Below are 16656 nucleotides of genomic sequence, written 5' to 3'. Positions count from 1 at the left end.
CCGACCGGCTCCTCGCCCACCTGGCACCCCGGGCCCGCACCATCCTCGTACTGCGCTACTACCTCGACCTCGCCGACGCGGACATCGCCGACACCCTCGGCATCACCCCGAGCGCAGTCCGCGCCACCGCCTCCCGCGCCCTGGCCACCCTGCGCGCCACCTCCGAGGAGACGACATGACCGACCCCGTCGAAGAATCCCTGCGCGCCACCCTGCACCGGCAGGCCGACGACGCACCACACCTGACCGACGACGTGTTCCGCATCCCGCAGCGGGTCCACCGGCAGCGCCTGCGGACCGCGTTCGCCGGACTCGCCCTGGCGGTCCTGGCCGGGACCGGCGCCACCGTGTACGCCCTCCAGCCCCCGCCCCCGGCCGGCCACCAGCAGGGCCCGCTCCCGGGCGGCGGGCAGGACTGCGACGTGGCCGAACCGGAGGACGTCGCCGGCCGCGGCTTCGCCTTTGACGGCACGGTCACCGGCATCGACGGCGACGCCACGGGGAGCATCGTCTCGGTGAGTTTCACCGTCCACGAATGGTTCCGCGGCGACACCGGCACCGCCACGACCGTGCAGATGGCGGCCCCGGTCGTGTTCCCCGAGCTCGCCAGTGAGGCCGGGCCCTCGTACACCGTCGGCACCCGCCTGCTCGTCAGCGGCGACCTGCCGATGGCCCGGGGATGCGGCAACACCCGCTACTACGATCCCGCCACCGCCGCCATCTGGCGCACCGCCACCCGGTAGGCCTCCCCCACGATGTGGAGGGGCCGGTCGGCGAAGCCGTCCTCTGCTTGTCGGTGGTGCGGAGCACCACGCGTACTCCGTCCTAGGATTCTAGGAGAGAGGCCGGAACGGACAGTGACGCCAGCAGCGACAGTGCCGCGGCCGTCGGCGAGCCCGGCTCCGCGTGGTACAGCGCCAGGATCAAGCCGTCGGACTGCAGTTTCTCGCGGCGCAACGTCAGCGGGCCCACCACCGGATGGTTCATCCGCACCTCACCCCCGGTCGGCGCCTTCACGTCGTGTCGCGCCCACAGGTGCCGGAACTCCTCGCTGGCCAGCGACAACTCCCCCACCAGCTCGGTCACCCGCGGATCGGCGGACTCGGTGCCGATCGACGCACGGAAGGAGGCGACCATCCCACCGAGCAGGGCGTCCCAGTCGACGTGCAGATCGCGTTCGGCCGGGTCGAGGAAGACCGACCGCATCCGGTTCTCCCCCACCCGGATCGCCGGGGACAGCGCCGCGGCCAGGGTGTTCACCGCCAGGACGTCGAAATGCCGGTTCTCCACGAACGCCGGGAGCCCCACCACGTCGAGCAGCTGCCGCAGACCGGCCGGGACCTGTTCGCGCCGGGAGCGGCGGGCCACCGGGCGGGGACCGCCACCGGTCAGCGACAGCAGGTGCGCGGTGGCCGTGGCGTCCAGCTGAAAGACCCGGGCCAGCGCGGCGAGCACCTGCGGCGACGGATTACGGTCCCGGCCCTGCTCCAGGCGCAGGTAGTAGTCGGCGCTGATGCCGGCCAGGGTCGCGACCTCCTCGCGGCGCAGGCCCGGCGTGCGGCGCACGCCGATCACCCGCAGACCGGCGTCCGCCGGCCGGATCAGGGCCCGCCGGGCACGCAGATACTCCCCCAGGGCATTCACCATTCCACTGTACGAACGGAGCACGCCGACGATCCTGGCCCTGCCACTCCCAGGATCGCCGGGGCACTGCCCACCCCCGGCGGCGGCGCCCATCGTGGGGGCATGACCGTTTCCACCACACTTCCCGGCGCCGTCCACCGACTCGGGGACCGGGAGCTGCACCGTTTCGGGTACGGCGCGATGCAGCTGGCCGGCCCCGGCGTGTTCGGGCCGCCGCAGGACCGCCCGGGGGCGGTGGCCGTGCTGCGCGCCGCCGTCGAGCACGGCATCGACCACATCGACACGGCCGACTTCTACGGTCCGCATGTGACCAACGAGATCATCAGGGAGGCGCTCACCCCGTACCCCCGAGGTCTGTGTCTGGTCACCAAGGTCGGCGCGCGCCGCGATGCGCAAGGAGGCTGGCCGCATGCGCGCACCCCGGCCGAGTTGCGGCAGCAGGTCCACGACAACCTGCGCACGCTGGGCCTGGAGACGATCGACGTGGTGAACCTGCGGGTGGGCGGGTACAGCGATCCGGAGCCGGGTTCGATCGCCGAGCAGTTCGCCGCGCTGGCCGAGCTGCGTGACCAGGGCCTGATCCGGCATCTGGGGCTGAGCACGGTGAACGCCGAGCAGGTGGCCGAGGCGCAGACGATCGCGCCGGTGGTGTGCGTGCAGAACTTCTACAACATCGCGAACCGTGCCGACGACGCCCTGATCGACGCGCTCGCCGCGCAGGGCATCGCCTATGTGCCGTACTTCCCGCTGGGCGGGTTCTCGCCGCTGCAGTCGGCGGAGCTGACCGCGGTGGCGTCGCGGCTCGGGGCGACGCCGATGGCGGTGGCGCTGGCCTGGCTGCTGCAGCGGTCGCCGAACATCCTGCTGATCCCGGGTACGTCGTCGGTGGCGCACCTGGAGGAGAACATCGCCGGCGCGGGCCTGACCCTCGGCACCGAGGACGTGGCCGAGCTGGACGCGATCGGCGCACCGGATAACACTGTTCACCTATAGGTATTAGGAAATATGGTCACGGGGTGCCCCACCGCTCCGCCGTAGTCCTCGCCGTCTGTCTCGCCGCCGCCTTCACCACCCTGCTCGACCAGGCCAGCATGACCACCGCGGTCCCGTCCCTGCGCTCGTCGCTGGGGGCGGGACCGGTCACCACCCAGTGGATCCTGGCCGGCTACTCGCTCACCTTCGGGCTGGCGCTGGTGCCGGCCGGGCGGCTGGGTGACCGGTACGGGCGCCGCGGCCTGTTCGCCGGCGGCATCGCCCTGTTCACTCTGTCGGCCGTGCTGGCCGGCACGGCAACCGAACCGTGGGTGGTGGCGGCGGCCCGGCTGCTGCAGGGCGCCGGCGCGGGCATCGTCAACCCGCAGGTCTACGGCATCATCCAGGACCTGTTCACCGGGCGCGACCGGGCCCGGGCGCTGGGCGCGTACGCCACCGTCGGCGGTGTCGCCGGGGTGATCGGCCCGGTCGTCGGCGGCGTGGTCATCTCGCTGGCCGGGCCGCTGCTGGGCAGCCGCGGGTACACCCTGGGCGTGCTGACCGCGATGTTCCAGTTCGGGGCGTCGCTGTCGACGACGCTGGTGCTGGTGCTGTATCTGCAGGACACCCTGGGCTGGTCGCCGCTGCGGGCGGCGGTGACGGCGCTGCCGAGCGCGCTGGGTTTCGCGTGCGCCTCGTGGCAGAGCTGGCGGGTGGTGGGCCGGTTCGGGCGCCGCGGAGTGGCGTGCGCACTGGCGGCCGCGGTGACCGCCGACCTGGCCACGGTAGTGATCGTTAACAACGGCATCGGCGGCCAGGCCGCGCTGATGGCGACACAGCTCGCGATGGGCCTGTCCGGCGGCCTGATCGTCTCGCCGAACCAGGCGCTGACGCTCGCCCACGCACCGGCCGCCCACGCCGGTCTGGCCGGGGCGTTCCTGCAGGTCACCCAGCGCATCTCGGCGACGGTGGCGACCGCGGCGGTGACCGGCATCGTGCTGACCAGGTCCTCCACGGCGGCACTGGTGGTGTGCGCGGCGTTGATGACCGCCGCCCTGATCTGTTCGCTGCTGGACCTGCGCGGTGGTTACTCTCGGTCAGCTGAGCGGCGTCGCTTTGAAACTACGGAAAGTAGCTTCCGTTCCTAGAAGCCGCGCTCACGATGTTCGGCGCCGGCCTGCTCCTGCTGGCGGTCGCGGGCGTCACCACCGGCCTGGCGGGCGGACGTGCTCTTCGCCGTCGGGTACGCCCTGTTCCTCCCGCAGGTCTTCCTGCCACCGGCCGGGCGCATCCTTCACGGCGTGCTGCCGGCAGCCCGTCTGTAGCGGTTACCTGCCTCGTCTACCGCCTAGGTAGGCTTCGCCCATGATCAAAAGAATCGAGCTTCCGGGTACGCGGTGAGCGCCCTCGCCATCCGGGTGGACCGGGTGCTGGGCGGTGGCCCCTTCGCCGAGATCGGCCGGCCGCGTGTCGCCGTGGCCTCGCCCGACGAGTCGCTCATCGCGGTGGGCGGGGCGCTCCCCCGGCCGCAGTGGCACGGCCGCGACGTCTCCCGCCGATCACTACCGCATCCGGGCCGGCATCCGACGGCCGTCTATCGCTCCGACGACCTCACCTGCCTGTTCGCGTCGACCACGCATTGGCCGGTCAACGCACTCGCCTTCCATCCCACCCTGCCGTTGCTGGTGATCGGCACCGGCGCGTACGACGGCGGTTGGTCCTATCACGGCGAACTGCTCCTGCTGGACCTGTCCACCGGCGGTACCGTGTCGCTGCTGGAACATCCCCGGGAGGTTCGGCAGATCACCTGGCAGGATCCGGAGACTCTCGCGCTGGTGCTCGCCATCCCCTGCGACGAGGACAAGAAGACGTTCGGCACCACATCGCTGGCCTGCACCATCCGCCGCGACGACTGGGCCCGGGCCACCCCCGGCATGGTGGAGATGCCTTACGGCGAGGAAGCCGTACACGGGCGAACTCCCCGCTCTATCTACAGCAGTCATCGAACGGCTGTGCGGGGTACCTCGCCGCGCGGTCTGGGCGGTGCAGGCGCTCGCCGACGGCCGTGTTCTGGCCGCGCTCGAAGGCATCACCCTGGAATGCTGGTCACCGGCGTCCGACGACCCGGCCTGGCAGGTGCCCGCTGATGGCATCGGCTGCCAGGTAGCCGTCCTGCCGGACGAGCGGACGGCGCTGGCCCTGACGAGCCTCGTCGACGGCCGGGCTCGGGAGTCGAGCGTCGTGGTGGCGGTCGACCTCGAGGACGGCACCGTCCGGGAGACCCATCCGGCCACCGCCCCCGCGATTCTGGTGTCCCGGGCCGACGGCCGGTGGGCGCTGCGCACCACCGCGACGGGGGACGGCAAGGTCACCCTCGGCGCACGGCAGCGCATCGTCGCCCTGGGACGTTACGACCTGTTCAACCACTACTTCGACATCCGGTACGCCCCCGACCTGCTATTCCTTCAAGGTGTACGCGACAAATGGGTGGTAGCGGTCGACGGGCGGGCACGCAGGCTCTTCCCGCTGGAGTGGGACGAGTCGCGGGGTGGGCGCCTGTTCGGCGGCTGCGGCGCCTACCTCAGCGACCGGGCCGGCCCGGCGCTCGTCCACAGCGGCACGATTCACGACGGTGCCGGGCTGCTGGCCGGGAACTCGTTCGTGGCCCGCCGGGCGTACCCGACAGGCGGTTTGGCCTGGGTCTTCACGGCCGACCACCAGGCGACCGCGCTCGACGTGGACGGCGACCTCGTCTACGTCACGTTCAACTCGGGGGAACTCGTCGTCCTGCGTGCCACGGACGGTGCCGTGCAGGCGCGGCAACAGCTACGGGTGAACGGTCACCGGGTCGTCCCGTTGTCCCTGGCATGTGCCGGGACGGGCCGCGTCGTGATCGGCACCCTGGACGGCCGGGTGCTCGACTGTTCGATCACCGCCTCTACTCGACCGGATTGACCGGAGTGCGATGCGGATTCGTGGACGGCCGTCCGTGAATCCGCGTGGCCGTCGCTGCTCGTCGGTGGCTGCCACGTCGGACAACCCGCCGGGCCGCAGCCACCGACGACGCCTCGCGGTGGCCGGCCGTCGTCGGTGGCCGGTTTCGACGCACAGACAGACCGTGGACGACGGCCCAGGACGACCGGCCGTCGCTCACGGTCGATTCCGGCCCGCAAACGAACCCTCGGCGACGGCTCGATCGGCCCGGCCGTCGCCCACGGTCGATTCCGACTCGCTGACGAACCACAGTCGACGGCCGAGCCGGTCGAGCCGTCGACCACAGCTGCCCGGAGGACGGTAATCAGCCGCCGAGGACGGCTCCGACTCACCCAGCCGTCGCCCACGGTCGCTTTCGGCGCTCGGGCAGACCATGGGCGACGGCCGGGGCGGCCGAAACGCCACCGAACCTGTTCCGATCTCGACGACGGCCCCGGGAGTCCGCGAGTGACCCGACGGCGCCGACGCACGAGGCAACCGGAGACGGCGCTCGGCAGACGTGATGGCAGGCGTGGCGGCGGCAGGCGACCGGAGTCAGCGGGGAATGACGCGGCGCATCTCGCGCAGCGCCTGCCGGCGGACGTCGCCGGTCAGGGTGTCGACGTAGAGGCGGCCGTCCAGGTGGTCGGTCTCGTGTTGCAGGGCGCGGGCCAGGAACCCCTCGCCGCGGATCACCAGCGGCTCGCCGTGCTGGTCGAAACCGGTCGCCGTGACCGATTGTGCCCGGGTCGTCTGGTAGCCGAGGCCGGGCAGCGACAGGCAGCCCTCCTCGTCGGTCTGCGTGCCGTCGAAGTCGCTGAGGACCGGGTTGACCATGTGGCCGACGACGCCGCCCACGTTGTAGGAGAAGATCCGCAGGCCCACCCCGATCTGCGGGCCGGCCACCCCGGCGCGGCCCGGTTCGCGGACGGTGTCCTCCAGGTCGCTGATCAGCGAGCGCAGCTCGGCGTCGAAGGTGGTGACCGGGTCGGCGGGGGTGCGCAGGACCGGGTCGCCGTAGATCCGGATGGGACGAACTGTCATGTCTCAAAGGCTAATGGGTCGTTACGCGAACAGGGCGGGGCGGTCGGTGACCAGCATCTGACGCAATTTGAGCAGCGAGCGGCGGGTCTGACTCTTGACCACGTTGACGGGCACGTCCAGTTCCTCGGCGACCTGTTCCACGCTGTGGTCGGCGAAGTAGCGCAGCAGCACGATGGCCCGGTCGCGGGCGGGCAGCCGGCCGACCGCCTCCATCATCGTCAGCCGTAGTTCGGGGCTGACCGAGTAGGCCGGTTCGCGCAGGGCACCCGGCACGGCCTCGGTGGAGCTGCGGCGGCGCCGGTGGTCCAGGTAGACCCGCAGGAGGACCTTCTGCGCGTACGCCGGAAGGTTGTCGCTGTCGGCGGCACGTCCCCAGCTCTGGAACAGTTTGGTGAGGGTGGTCTGGGTGAGGTCCTGGGCCAGGTGCCAGTCGCGGCACAGCTGGTAGGCGCTGCTGTGCAGCCGGGCGACACTGGCCCCGGCGAAACGTGCGAACTCCTCACGTTCGTCTCCTGCCGGTGTGACCGGCCTTTCCAGCAGTTCAAGCATGTTCGCGTCGTCGCCTTCTCTACACCTTGTGTTGCGTCCCGGTGCCGCGCGGACGTCAAAGTACGCGCTCGGCCGCCGTTCGTGGGGGCGGACGCCGACAGTGGCACGCAATAGGTAGAGACGGCTCGGAGAGCGCTATGAGACGGCTGTGCCCGGCTCCCGTGCGGCGAGTGCGGTGCGCAGTGGTGCGGCCTTCGCGGCGGCCTCGGCGACCTCCTCGCCGGGGTCGCTGTCGATGGTGATGCCACCGCCGGCCCAGGCGTGCAGGCGGTGGCCGTCGGCGGCCACCGTGCGGATGGTCAGGCCCAGGTCGAGGTGGTCGTGGCCGATCCAGCCGACCGCGCCCATGCTGACGCCGCGGCCGACCGGTTCCAGGGCGGCGATCTCGGCGAGGGCGGCGAGTTTCGGGGCTCCGGTGACGCTGCCGCCGGGGCAGGCCGCGCGCAGCAGGTCGGCCAGGCCGACGTCGCCGTCGAGCGGGGCGGACACCACCGATTCGGCCTGCCACAGGCCGGACCATTCGCGGACGGCGAAGAGTTCGTCGACGCGGACCGGGCCGGTGCCGGGCAGCCGGGCCAGGTCGTTGCGTTCCAGGTCGACGATCATGATGTGTTCGGCGCGTTCCTTGGCCGAGCCGAGCAGGGCGGCGCGTCCGGCGGCGGTGGCCGGCCGGGTGCCTTTGATCGGGCGGGTGACGACCCGGCCGTCGCGGACCTCGACGAGGGTCTCCGGGGAGGCGGTGCCCAGTGCCCAGCCGTCGCCGGTGAGGACGCCGCCGTAGCGGGCGCCGGGCAGGGCGGCGACCCGGTGCAGCGCCGGCAGCGGGTCGCCGTGGTAGGTGGCTGACGCGTGCCCGACCAGGTTGACGACGTAGACGTCGCCGCGGCCGATCGCGGCGCGGACCGTGTCGACCGCGGCGGCGTGGTCGGCGGGGGTCCAGGAGGGCTGCCAGTCTCCGAGGCGCCACGACCGCCCAGTTTCGGACAAACGAGTTGAAAAGCTGCTATGACCGTAGATGACCGCATAAACATCGGGAATCGAGGGGACCGGCGTGGGCGCTCCGAGGGCTGCACCGGCCATTACGCATCCGGCATCAGCCGACACGTAGAGTGCCGCTCCGCAAATAGTGCTATCGCCGATCGTCCGATTCTTGTCAGCCGTTCGGCCAAGGTTTCGCACCGGCAGTCCGTTGTCGGCCAGAAACCCGGACACAAGCTCGGCAGGGTCACCGGGATCACCCCGATGCCACCGGAACACACGTAACGCATGGTGACGGGCCTGGCAGCCACCCGGCGCACCCGGCGGTGACCCCGGCAGGGGTTCCTCTGGGTGGTCGAAGGGTGGCCTGCCGTGGACCATCGAAGGCGTGGACACACGCGTCGGGGACGTCACTCGCTCGAACCGCTCTCGTTCGATGTGAGGTAACGTCCGTCACCGACTTTGTGAACCTTCACACAGCCCCCGATCCGGAGAACATCCTGATGTGCCAGCACATGATTCCCTGCCCCAGCGCCGACGCCACCGACCGTGAGGCCGCCCGCATCCTGGCCACCTTCCAGGAGCAGGGCTGGAGCCTTCTCTGCAACGGCGTCATCGTCTTCTCCGACACCGGCGAGCTCCTCCCGGACGGCACCACCATCGCGCCGCACCGGGGCCCCGCCGTACACGCCCTGGCAGCCTGACACCGCTGCCGCCACAGACGGCGCAGGCCGCGATCGATGACGACCGCGACCTGCGCACACCGCGCGGAGAGGAAGCAGAGGACTAGTCCTCGAACGCCTCCGGCGACGGGCACGAGCAGACCAGGTTCCGGTCGCCGAACGCCCCGTCGATGCGCCGCACCGGCGGCCAGTACTTCGCCGTCCGGTCCACGCCCGCCGGGAACCCGGCCACCGACCGCGGGTACGCGTGCTCCCACTCGTCGGCCGACACCGCCGACGCCGTGTGCGGGGCGTTGACCAGCGGGTTGTCGCCCGCCGGCCAGACGCCCTCGGCCACCTTGTCGATCTCGCCCTTGATCGCGATCATCGCGGCGACGAACCGGTCCAGCTCGGTCAGGTCCTCGCTCTCGGTCGGCTCCACCATCAGCGTCCCGGACACCGGGAACGACATCGTCGGCGCGTGGAAGCCGTAGTCGATCAGCCGCTTCGCCACGTCGTCGACCGTCACGCCGGTCGCCTTCGTGATCGGCCGCAGGTCGAGGATGCACTCGTGCGCGACGAGGCCGTTGTTGCCCGCGTACAGCACCGGGAAGTGCTCGCGCAGCCGCGCCGCCACGTAGTTGGCCGCCAGCACCGCCGCCGCGGTCGCCTGCGCCAGACCGTCCGGGCCCATCATCCGCACGTACGCCCACGAGATCGGCAGGATGCCCGCCGACCCGTGCGCGGCGGCCGACACCGCGTGGTGGTCGCCGGCCTCCCGCGGGTCGCCCGGCAGGAAGTCGGCCAGGTGCGCGCGGACCGCCACCGGGCCCACCCCGGGACCGCCGCCGCCGTGCGGGATGCAGAACGTCTTGTGCAGGTTCAGGTGGGACACGTCGGCGCCGAACCTGCCGGGCCGGGCGTAGCCGACGAGCGCGTTGAGGTTGGCGCCGTCGACGTACACCTGACCGCCGGCCTCGTGCACCTTGGCGCACAGGTCGGCGATCGACGTCTCGTACACGCCGTGCGTCGACGGGTAGGTCACCATGATCGCGGAGAGCGCGTCCCGGTGCTTGTCGATCTTCGCGTCCAGGTCGGCCAGGTCGACGTTGCCGTCGGCGTCACACGCCACCACGACCACCCGCATGCCGGCCATCACGGCGCTGGCCGCGTTCGTGCCGTGCGCGCTGGACGGGATCAGGCAGACGTCGCGGTGCGTCTCGCCCCGCGACCGGTGGTAGCCACGGATGGCGAGGAGACCGGCCAGTTCACCCTGCGAACCGGCGTTCGGCTGCACGCTCACCGCGTCGTACCCGGTGATCTCGGCCAGCCACGCCTCCAGCTGGGCGACGAGCGCTTCGTACCCCTGCGTCTGGTCCGCCGGGGCGAAGGGGTGGATGTCGGCGAACTCCGGCCAGGTGACCGCCTCCATCTCGGTGGTGGCGTTCAGCTTCATCGTGCACGAGCCCAGCGGGATCATGCCGCGGTCCAGGGCGTAGTCCCGGTCCGACAGTTTGCGCAGGTAGCGCAGCATGCTCGTCTCGGAGTGGTGCGTGTTGAACACCGGGTGGGTCAGGAACGCGGTGGTGCGCTCCAGCGCGGCCGGGATGACCGCCGCGCCGGCCTTCGCCGGGGACGCCCCGAACGCGGCGAGCACGATCGCGATCTGCGCGTCGGTGGTGGTCTCGTCACACGACACCGACACCCGGTCGGCGTCGACGAGCAGCAGGTCGACCTCCTCGGCGGCGGCCGCGGCCACCACCGCGGCGGCCCTGCCCGGCACCCGCGCGGTCACCGTGTCGAAGAACGCGGCCTGCGTGATCTCCACGCCCGCCGCGGCGAGACCGGCCGCGAGCGCCCGGGCCTTCTCGTGGGTACGCGACGCGATCGCGCGGACGCCGGCCGGGCCGTGGTAGACCGCGTACATGCTCGCCATCACCGCGAGCAGCACCTGCGCCGTGCAGATGTTGCTCGTCGCCTTCTCCCGGCGGATGTGCTGTTCCCGGGTCTGCAGGGCGAGCCGGTACGCCGGAGCCCCGTCCGCGTCCTTGGAGACCCCGACCAGCCGGCCCGGCAGCGACCGCTCCAGTCCGGCACGCACCGCCAGGTAACCGGCGTGCGGGCCACCGAAGCCGAGCGGCACCCCGAACCGCTGGGTGGTGCCGGCCGCGATGTCCGCACCGATCTCGCCCGGCGCGCGCAGCAGCGTCAGGGCGAGCAGGTCGGCGGCGACCGCCACCAGGGCGCCCTTCGCGTGGGCCGCCTCGACCAGCGCGGCGTGGTCGCGGATCGCCCCGGACGCCCCCGGGTACTGCAGGTGCAGGCCGAAGAACTCCTCCGGCAGCTCCTCGGTGTCCAGGTCGACGACCCGCACCTCGATGCCGAGCGGTTCCGCCCGGGTGCGCAGCACCGACAGCGTCTGCGGGAACGTGTCGGCGTCCACCGCGTACACCATCGTCTTGGTCCTGGAGACGCGGCGCGCGAGCGTCATCGCCTCCGCGACGGCCGTCGCCTCGTCGAGCATCGACGCGTTCGCCGTGGTCAGACCGGTGAGGTCGGTCACCATGGTCTGGAAGTTCAGCAGCGCCTCCAGGCGCCCCTGGCTGATCTCCGGCTGGTACGGCGTGTACGCCGTGTACCACGCCGGGTTCTCCAGCACGTTCCGCTTGATCACCGCCGGGGTGACCGTGTTGTAGTAGCCCAGCCCGATCATCGGGGTTGCCAACACGTTGCGGGCCGCGATGGCCCGCAGCTCGGCGATCGTCTCCTGCTCGGAGGCGCCGGCCGGCAGGTCCAGGGTGCCGTGGAAGCGGATCGACTCCGGGATCGCGGCGTCCATCAGGTCGTCCAGGGAGGCGTAACCGACGGCCTTGAGCATGTGGGACTGCTCGTCCGCACCGGAACCGATGTGACGGGGTACGAAGGGGGACGTCATGCGCGACTCCAGGCGTCGAGAAGGTCGAGGAACAACCTCCCCCTCTGTCATACCCACGCCGGGTACTTCAGAGTCGCCTGCCCGCGCGGTCCTTTTGCCTGAGAGGTTCCGGGGAGGATTTGCCCCTTCGGCGCCGATATGGTCTCTCCCGCGCGGGAGTAACCGGCCCCACCAACCTACCAGCGCGCATGCGGGTGGATCACAACCCTAGGGTGGGGGGTGTGACGTACAACCCTGACTCCACCCGTTACGACAGCATGGAATACCGCCGTGCCGGCCGCAGCGGGCTCAAGCTCCCCGCCATCTCCCTCGGGCTGTGGCACAACTTCGGCGACACCCGCCCGCTCGACCGGCAGCGCGAGATCGTGCGCCGCGCCTTCGACCTCGGCGTGACCCACTTCGACCTGGCCAACAACTACGGCCCGCCGCCCGGCAGCGCGGAGAGCAACTTCGGCCGGCTCCTCGCCACCGACCTCAAGGCGTACCGCGACGAGATCATCGTCTCCACCAAGGCCGGCTACGTCATGTGGGACGGCCCGTACGGCGATTTCGGCAGCCGCAAATACCTGGTCAGCTCGCTCGACCAGTCCCTCGGGCGGCTCGGCCTCGACTACGTCGACATCTTCTACCACCACCGGCCGGACCCGGAGACCCCGCTCGAGGAGACCGCCGCCGCCCTCGACCACATCGTCCGCTCCGGCAAGGCGCTGTACGTCGGCATCTCCAACTACAAGTCGGCCCAGGCCGCCGAGATCGCCCGGCTGCTGCGCGACCTCGGCACCCCGCTGCTGATCCACCAGCCGTCGTACTCGATCCTGAACCGCTGGATCGAACACGACAACCTGCTCGACACCCTCGAGGAGGCCGGCGCCGGCGCCATCGCGTTCAGCCCGCTGCAGCAGGGCCTGCTCACCGACCGTTACCTCACGGGCATCCCGGACGACTCGCGGATCCGCACCAGCCACTTCCTCAACGAGGAGGCCCTGGACGCCAAGACCATGGGCCGGCTGCACGCGCTCAACGACATCGCCCAGCGGCGCGGGCAGTCCCTCGCCCAGCTGGCCCTGTCCTGGGCGCTGCGCGACCCGCGGATGACCAGCCTGATCATCGGCGCGAGCAGCGTCGGCCAGTTGGAGAACAACATCGCCGCGCTCTCCGGGCCGAAGCTCGACAAGGCCGAGATCGACGAAATCGACGCGACGGTCCTCGACCTGTAGCCGTAAGTTAGCTGCTCATGATCGAGCACACGATCCTGTCGGTCGTGGTCGGCTCCCGCGCCTACGGTTTACACGGCCCGGACTCCGACCACGACCGGCGGGGCGTCTACGCCGCGCCGACCCGCTCCTTCTGGAGCCTCGACAAGCCGCCCACCCACATCGACGGCCCCCTCGAGGAACAGTTCTCCTGGGAGGTCGAACGGTTCTGCACCCTGGCGCTGCAGGCCAACCCGACCGTCCTCGAGGTGCTGTGGTCGCCGATCGTCGAGACGGTCACCCCGGACGGCGAGGCGCTGCTGGCCCGCCGCGGAGCGTTCCTGTCCGCCCGGGTCGCCGACACCTACGGCAACTACGCCCAGGACCAGCTCAAACGTGTCAACGCCCGGCGGGCGCGCACCGGCGAGACCAACCACAAACAGGCCATGCACATGCTCCGGCTGCTGATGGCCGGCGCCCACGTGCTGCGCACCGGCGAGGTCCTGCTCGACATGACCCCCCACCGGGACCGGCTCCTGGCGATCAAACGGGGCGAGGTGCCGTGGCCCGAGGTGACGTCGTGGGCCGACCGCCTGATCGGCGAGCTGACCGTGGCAGCGGCGACGACCAGACTCCCTTCAACCCCTGATCGGGTACGCGTGAACGACCTGCTCGTGGGCATCCGCGATCGGGGCCTGCAGTTCTAGGGCCTTGTCCCCCGCTACTTTCCGGTGCTGGTGTGGGCCCGCAACTGGCCGGCCAGTTGTTCGTATTCCGCCGCAGCCGACGGTGAGGTGTCGCTGAGGCCGCTGTGCACGGCCACCGAACTGCGCAGGAAGGCCCGCAACGCCGGCACCAGCAGCCACTCCGGCAGGATCCGCAGCGCACCGAACGCCCGCGGCTGCGGCGGGCCGGGCAACGCGGCCAGGCTCTGCCGGATGCCGCGGATCATCGCCCGCACCGCGACCGGGTCGGCGGCCAGCGCCCGCGGGCCACCGGCGGCGTGCACCGCCTGCCCCAGCGGCACCTCGAACGCGGCGTGCGTGGTCAGCCAGGCAGCCATCCGCGGTTCCGGCTTCGCCTTGATCCCGGCCGCCCGCAGGGTGTGGACGACCCGTTCCAGCCGCGGGGTGGACCGGCCGTCCGGCTCCCCGACCGGCATCGGCACCCGGCGGGTCAGGGCACCGGCCGGGCGGGCGCGGACCACGTCCCCGTCCATCGTCCCGCCGGTGATCCCGAACCCGAGCAGCACCCGCTCGTCGCCGATCACCGCGCCCAGCGCCTCCGGCCCGCCCGCCCAGTTCAGCGCGAACAGCACGTCCCCGGTGGTCGCGGCGAGCGTCGCCAGCACCGCGTCGACCTGGTGGGCCCGGACGAACACGATCGTCAGGTCGTAGTCCCCGCCGGCCCGCAGCTCTGTCTCGTCGGTCAGCGGGATCGGCAGGCTCCGGACCTCCGGCCGGTCGCCCTCGGCGATGCGGACACCGTGTTCCCGCAGGGCGGCCAGCCGCGCGCCCCGGGCCAGCAGTGTCACGTCCTGCCCCGCCTCGTGCAGTCGCGCGGCGAACAGGCTGCCGAGCACCCCGGCGCCGTACACGAGCACTCTCATCCCGTACCCCGTTTCAAACGAACGTATGAATCAAACGTTCGTATAGTATGCACACGTGGCCCGCTCCGACACCCGCACCCAACTCCTCGACGCCGCCGAACGCCTCTTCGCCGAGCACGGTTTCCGCGGCACCTCGATCCGCGCGATCACCGACCTGGCCGGGGCCAACCTGGCCGCCGTCGGCTACCACTTCGGCTCCAAGGCCGACCTGCTCGCCGCCGTGGCCCGCCGCGCCGTCGCCCCGATCACCGCGGCCCAGACCGCCGGCCTGGACCGCCTGCTCGCCACCTCACCGGACCCGACGGTCGCCGACCTGGTCGAGGCCTTCGCCGGCCCCCTGTTCGACGGCATGCCGGCCGACGCGACCCGCGCCCACCGGTCCCGCCTGATCGTCGCCGTCATCACCGACCCGGCCCCGGAGATGCGCGCCTGGACGACACCCGCCGAGGACACCCTCCGGGCCCGCTACCTGACGGCGTTCCAGCGGGCCCTGCCCGGCCTGCCCGCCGAGGAGCTGGGGTTCCGCCTCCGGGGCACCCTGGCCGTCACCGCCGTCGACCGCGTCGACGCCTCCCACACCCCCACCGCGTCGTGCCGGCCCGGCACCCCGCCCGGGGCCGGCTCCCCCACCGCCCCGTCGCCGGAGGAGAACGCGTCCGCACGGCGCTGGGCGATCACCTTCCTGACCGCGGCGATGAGCGCGCCACCGACCGGCTCCTGACGCCCGGCCCGTCTCCACCGACTCGCACCCGGCTAGACACGTATTCGCGGGGTCAGGGTGCGATTCCCGTCCGCGTGGTGACTAAGGGCGCGCTGAGCGCCCCAAATCACCACACCCGCCGCGGCGTGGTGACTACGGGCGCGCTGGGCGCCCCAAATCACCACGCGGGCTGCCGGCGGCCCACGCGTTACGTGGCGGGGCCGCCCGGCGCCCTCACCGACGACCCTGCCCTGGCCCGGGGCCTCAACACCCACCGTGGCCTGCTCACCCATCAGGGCGTCGCCGAGGCCACCGGCCTGCCCGGCACCGACGTCGTCACCGCACTCGGCTCGTAGGCCCGCAACACCACCCGGCCGCGGCGCCGGCGACCCCCGGTCACGGCTCGGGGTCGCCGGCGCCGTCCGCGGCCGCAGAACCACGGCATGCGGCCGGACACCCCCTGGCGGCCCACCGGCGACGCGCGGCCGGCAGGGCACGGACTCGCGCCGTCGCGCACCCGGCCCGGATGCGCGACGGGTAGGGCCACCGGGAAGACTGGCGCCCTTCACCGCGTACGCCGAAGGGTGGTTGATCGTGACTCTCGAGGTCCCCGCATGGGCCGGCCGGATCGTCGGCGAACTCGATCATCCGGTGGTGTTCGCCACCGTCAGTGGCGCGCACCTCTACGGGTTCGCGTCGGTGGACTCGGATCTGGATCTGCGGGCGGCGCACCTGCTGCCGGCGGCGGAGGTCGTCGGGCTGCGGACCGGGCCGGAGACGCTGCAGCGGGCCGGGGTCCGGGACGGGGTGGAACTCGACGTCGTCAGCCACGACCTGCTCAAGTTCGCCCGCCTGTTGAACAGCCGCAACGGGTACGTGCTGGAGCAGCTGCTGTCCCCACTGGTGGTGGCGACCGGCCCGGTGCACGAGGAGTTGTGCGCGCTGGCCCCGGGGCTGATCACCAGTAACCACGCGCACCACTACCTCGGGTTCGCCGCCACCCAGGAGAAGCTGTTCGCGAGGACCGGGGAGCTCAAGCCCGCGCTCTACCTGCTGCGGGTCCTGCTGACCGGCATCCACCTGATGCGGACCGGGACCGTGGTGGCGGATCTCGGCGTGCTCGGACCGGATCGCCTGCGGTACGTGCCGGAGCTGATCGCCGCCAAGCGGGAGGTGGAACACGGCCCGTTCCCGGCCGGGGTGGCGCAGCGGCTGGCCGCCGACGTCACCGCGTTGCGGGCGGAGCTGGAGGAGGCCCGGGACACCTCGGCACTCCCCCGGCAGCCGGACGCCCGTGCGGTGGACGCGTTGCACTCGCTCGTGGTCCGTACCCGGCTCTCCCCGTGACCGGCCGCACCACCCCTGGGCCATCCTAGGATTCTAGGAGCTTGCCTGCGG

The 16656-nt window shown here is 71.8% G+C and carries 18 protein-coding genes and 1 riboswitch; of the genes, 12 read left to right on the top strand and 6 right to left on the bottom strand.

The window, feature by feature from the left end; translation table 11 throughout:
- Positions 1–179 (top strand): sigma factor-like helix-turn-helix DNA-binding protein (locus tag WH85_RS48305; protein WP_281179139.1); only part of this gene is annotated, 179 nt, incomplete at its 5' end.
- A complete protein-coding gene (locus tag WH85_RS40905; protein ID WP_045747550.1) occupies positions 176–742 on the top strand; it encodes a hypothetical protein in 567 nt (188 codons plus the stop codon). The genes WH85_RS48305 and WH85_RS40905, both read left to right, overlap by 4 nt.
- Before the next feature lie 82 nt (positions 743–824).
- Here WH85_RS40905 and WH85_RS40900 read toward each other — a convergent pair whose 3' ends face one another.
- Positions 825–1646: a helix-turn-helix domain-containing protein gene (locus tag WH85_RS40900; RefSeq protein ID WP_045747549.1), complete on the bottom strand. Its 822-nt coding sequence runs from the start codon at positions 1644–1646 to the stop codon at positions 825–827.
- Between the two features lie 99 nt (positions 1647–1745).
- On the opposite strand from WH85_RS40900, the gene WH85_RS40895 reads away from it, so the two are divergent.
- The 4 genes from WH85_RS40895 (at position 1746) to WH85_RS40880 (ending at position 5570) form a co-directional block, all read left to right on the top strand.
- Positions 1746–2636: an aldo/keto reductase family oxidoreductase gene (locus tag WH85_RS40895; RefSeq protein ID WP_045747548.1), complete on the top strand. Its 891-nt coding sequence runs from the start codon at positions 1746–1748 to the stop codon at positions 2634–2636.
- Between the two features lie 23 nt (positions 2637–2659).
- The gene (locus WH85_RS40890) at positions 2660–3763 is read left to right on the top strand and encodes an MFS transporter (protein ID WP_052721168.1); all 1104 of its coding nucleotides are present in this window, start codon (positions 2660–2662) and stop codon (positions 3761–3763) included.
- A 249-nt stretch (positions 3764–4012) separates the two neighbouring features.
- A complete protein-coding gene (locus WH85_RS51925) occupies positions 4013–4762 on the top strand; it encodes a hypothetical protein (protein WP_045747547.1) in 750 nt (249 codons plus the stop codon).
- A complete protein-coding gene (locus tag WH85_RS40880) occupies positions 4659–5570 on the top strand; it encodes a PQQ-binding-like beta-propeller repeat protein (protein ID WP_045747546.1) in 912 nt (303 codons plus the stop codon). The genes WH85_RS51925 and WH85_RS40880 overlap by 104 nt, the downstream gene beginning before the upstream one ends.
- Before the next feature lie 573 nt (positions 5571–6143).
- Here the strand turns inward: WH85_RS40880 and WH85_RS40875 are convergent.
- The 3 genes from WH85_RS40875 to WH85_RS40865 all read right to left on the bottom strand — a co-directional run bounded on the left by WH85_RS40875 (position 6144) and on the right by WH85_RS40865 (position 8540).
- Positions 6144–6632 carry a peptide deformylase gene (locus WH85_RS40875; RefSeq protein ID WP_045747545.1) on the bottom strand — a complete coding sequence of 163 codons (489 nt, stop codon included), beginning with the start codon at positions 6630–6632 and terminating at the stop codon, positions 6144–6146.
- 21 nt (positions 6633–6653) lie between these two features.
- Positions 6654–7181, bottom strand: coding sequence for a SigE family RNA polymerase sigma factor (locus WH85_RS40870; RefSeq protein ID WP_045747544.1), 528 nt, complete (start codon positions 7179–7181; stop codon positions 6654–6656).
- A gap of 135 nt (positions 7182–7316) precedes the next feature.
- Complete coding sequence (locus WH85_RS40865) at positions 7317–8540, bottom strand: chorismate-binding protein (protein WP_045747543.1); 1224 nt, start codon at positions 8538–8540, stop codon at positions 7317–7319.
- A gap of 122 nt (positions 8541–8662) precedes the next feature.
- Here WH85_RS40865 and WH85_RS40860 point away from each other — a divergent pair, with 122 nt between their 5' ends.
- Positions 8663–8863 (top strand): DUF5999 family protein, encoded by a 201-nt coding sequence (locus tag WH85_RS40860; RefSeq protein WP_045747556.1) that lies wholly within the window; start codon positions 8663–8665, stop codon positions 8861–8863.
- An 82-nt stretch (positions 8864–8945) separates the two neighbouring features.
- Here WH85_RS40860 and gcvP read toward each other — a convergent pair whose 3' ends face one another.
- Positions 8946–11756: an aminomethyl-transferring glycine dehydrogenase gene (gcvP, locus tag WH85_RS40855; protein WP_045747542.1), complete on the bottom strand. Its 2811-nt coding sequence runs from the start codon at positions 11754–11756 to the stop codon at positions 8946–8948.
- Between the two features lie 76 nt (positions 11757–11832).
- A riboswitch (glycine riboswitch) is annotated at positions 11833–11917 on the bottom strand.
- A 60-nt stretch (positions 11918–11977) separates the two neighbouring features.
- Here gcvP and mgrA point away from each other — a divergent pair.
- Together mgrA and WH85_RS40845 are read left to right on the top strand one after the other, a co-directional pair.
- A complete protein-coding gene (gene mgrA / locus WH85_RS40850; protein WP_157411538.1) occupies positions 11978–12973 on the top strand; it encodes an L-glyceraldehyde 3-phosphate reductase in 996 nt (331 codons plus the stop codon).
- 17 nt (positions 12974–12990) lie between these two features.
- Entirely contained in the window at positions 12991–13656 is a 666-nt protein-coding gene (locus WH85_RS40845) for a nucleotidyltransferase domain-containing protein (RefSeq protein ID WP_045747540.1), read from the top strand.
- Positions 13657–13670: 14 nt separating this feature from the next.
- On the opposite strand, the gene WH85_RS40840 is transcribed toward WH85_RS40845, so the two are convergent.
- The gene (locus WH85_RS40840) at positions 13671–14558 is read right to left on the bottom strand and encodes a ketopantoate reductase family protein (protein WP_045747539.1); all 888 of its coding nucleotides are present in this window, start codon (positions 14556–14558) and stop codon (positions 13671–13673) included.
- A gap of 55 nt (positions 14559–14613) precedes the next feature.
- On the opposite strand from WH85_RS40840, the gene WH85_RS40835 reads away from it, so the two are divergent.
- From WH85_RS40835 to WH85_RS40830, 3 genes are all read left to right on the top strand, one after another.
- Positions 14614–15279, top strand: coding sequence for a TetR/AcrR family transcriptional regulator (locus WH85_RS40835; RefSeq protein ID WP_045747538.1), 666 nt, complete (start codon positions 14614–14616; stop codon positions 15277–15279).
- 77 nt (positions 15280–15356) lie between these two features.
- Complete coding sequence (locus tag WH85_RS52565; protein ID WP_157411537.1) at positions 15357–15614, top strand: hypothetical protein; 258 nt, start codon at positions 15357–15359, stop codon at positions 15612–15614.
- Between the two features lie 238 nt (positions 15615–15852).
- Positions 15853–16605 carry a nucleotidyltransferase domain-containing protein gene (locus WH85_RS40830; RefSeq protein ID WP_045747537.1) on the top strand — a complete coding sequence of 251 codons (753 nt, stop codon included), beginning with the start codon at positions 15853–15855 and terminating at the stop codon, positions 16603–16605.
- Positions 16606–16656: the final 51 nt, after the last annotated feature.

Origin of the sequence: Actinoplanes rectilineatus, assembly GCF_000962825.1 — a bacterium.
Taxonomy (GTDB): Bacteria; Actinomycetota; Actinomycetes; order Mycobacteriales; family Micromonosporaceae; genus Actinoplanes; species Actinoplanes rectilineatus.
The sequence above is the reverse complement of the archived record's forward strand: the minus strand, read 5'-3'. Positions and strand labels throughout refer to the sequence as shown.

Excerpts from the sequence above, each read along its gene's own strand:
- WH85_RS40845 (WP_045747540.1), top strand. The coding sequence starts at position 12,991 with ATGATCGAGCACACGATCCTGTCGGTCGTGGTCGGCTCCCGCGCCTAC.
- gcvP (WP_045747542.1), bottom strand. The coding sequence starts at position 11,756 with ATGACGTCCCCCTTCGTACCCCGTCACATCGGTTCCGGTGCGGACGAG.
- WH85_RS40840 (WP_045747539.1), bottom strand. The coding sequence starts at position 14,558 with ATGAGAGTGCTCGTGTACGGCGCCGGGGTGCTCGGCAGCCTGTTCGCC.
- WH85_RS40900 (WP_045747549.1), bottom strand. The coding sequence starts at position 1,646 with ATGGTGAATGCCCTGGGGGAGTATCTGCGTGCCCGGCGGGCCCTGATC.
- WH85_RS40875 (WP_045747545.1), bottom strand. The coding sequence starts at position 6,632 with ATGACAGTTCGTCCCATCCGGATCTACGGCGACCCGGTCCTGCGCACC.
- WH85_RS40870 (WP_045747544.1), bottom strand. The coding sequence starts at position 7,181 with ATGCTTGAACTGCTGGAAAGGCCGGTCACACCGGCAGGAGACGAACGT.
- WH85_RS40860 (WP_045747556.1), top strand. The coding sequence starts at position 8,663 with ATGTGCCAGCACATGATTCCCTGCCCCAGCGCCGACGCCACCGACCGT.
- WH85_RS40895 (WP_045747548.1), top strand. The coding sequence starts at position 1,746 with ATGACCGTTTCCACCACACTTCCCGGCGCCGTCCACCGACTCGGGGAC.
- WH85_RS40865 (WP_045747543.1), bottom strand. The coding sequence starts at position 8,540 with ATGGTCCACGGCAGGCCACCCTTCGACCACCCAGAGGAACCCCTGCCG.
- WH85_RS40905 (WP_045747550.1), top strand. The coding sequence starts at position 176 with ATGACCGACCCCGTCGAAGAATCCCTGCGCGCCACCCTGCACCGGCAG.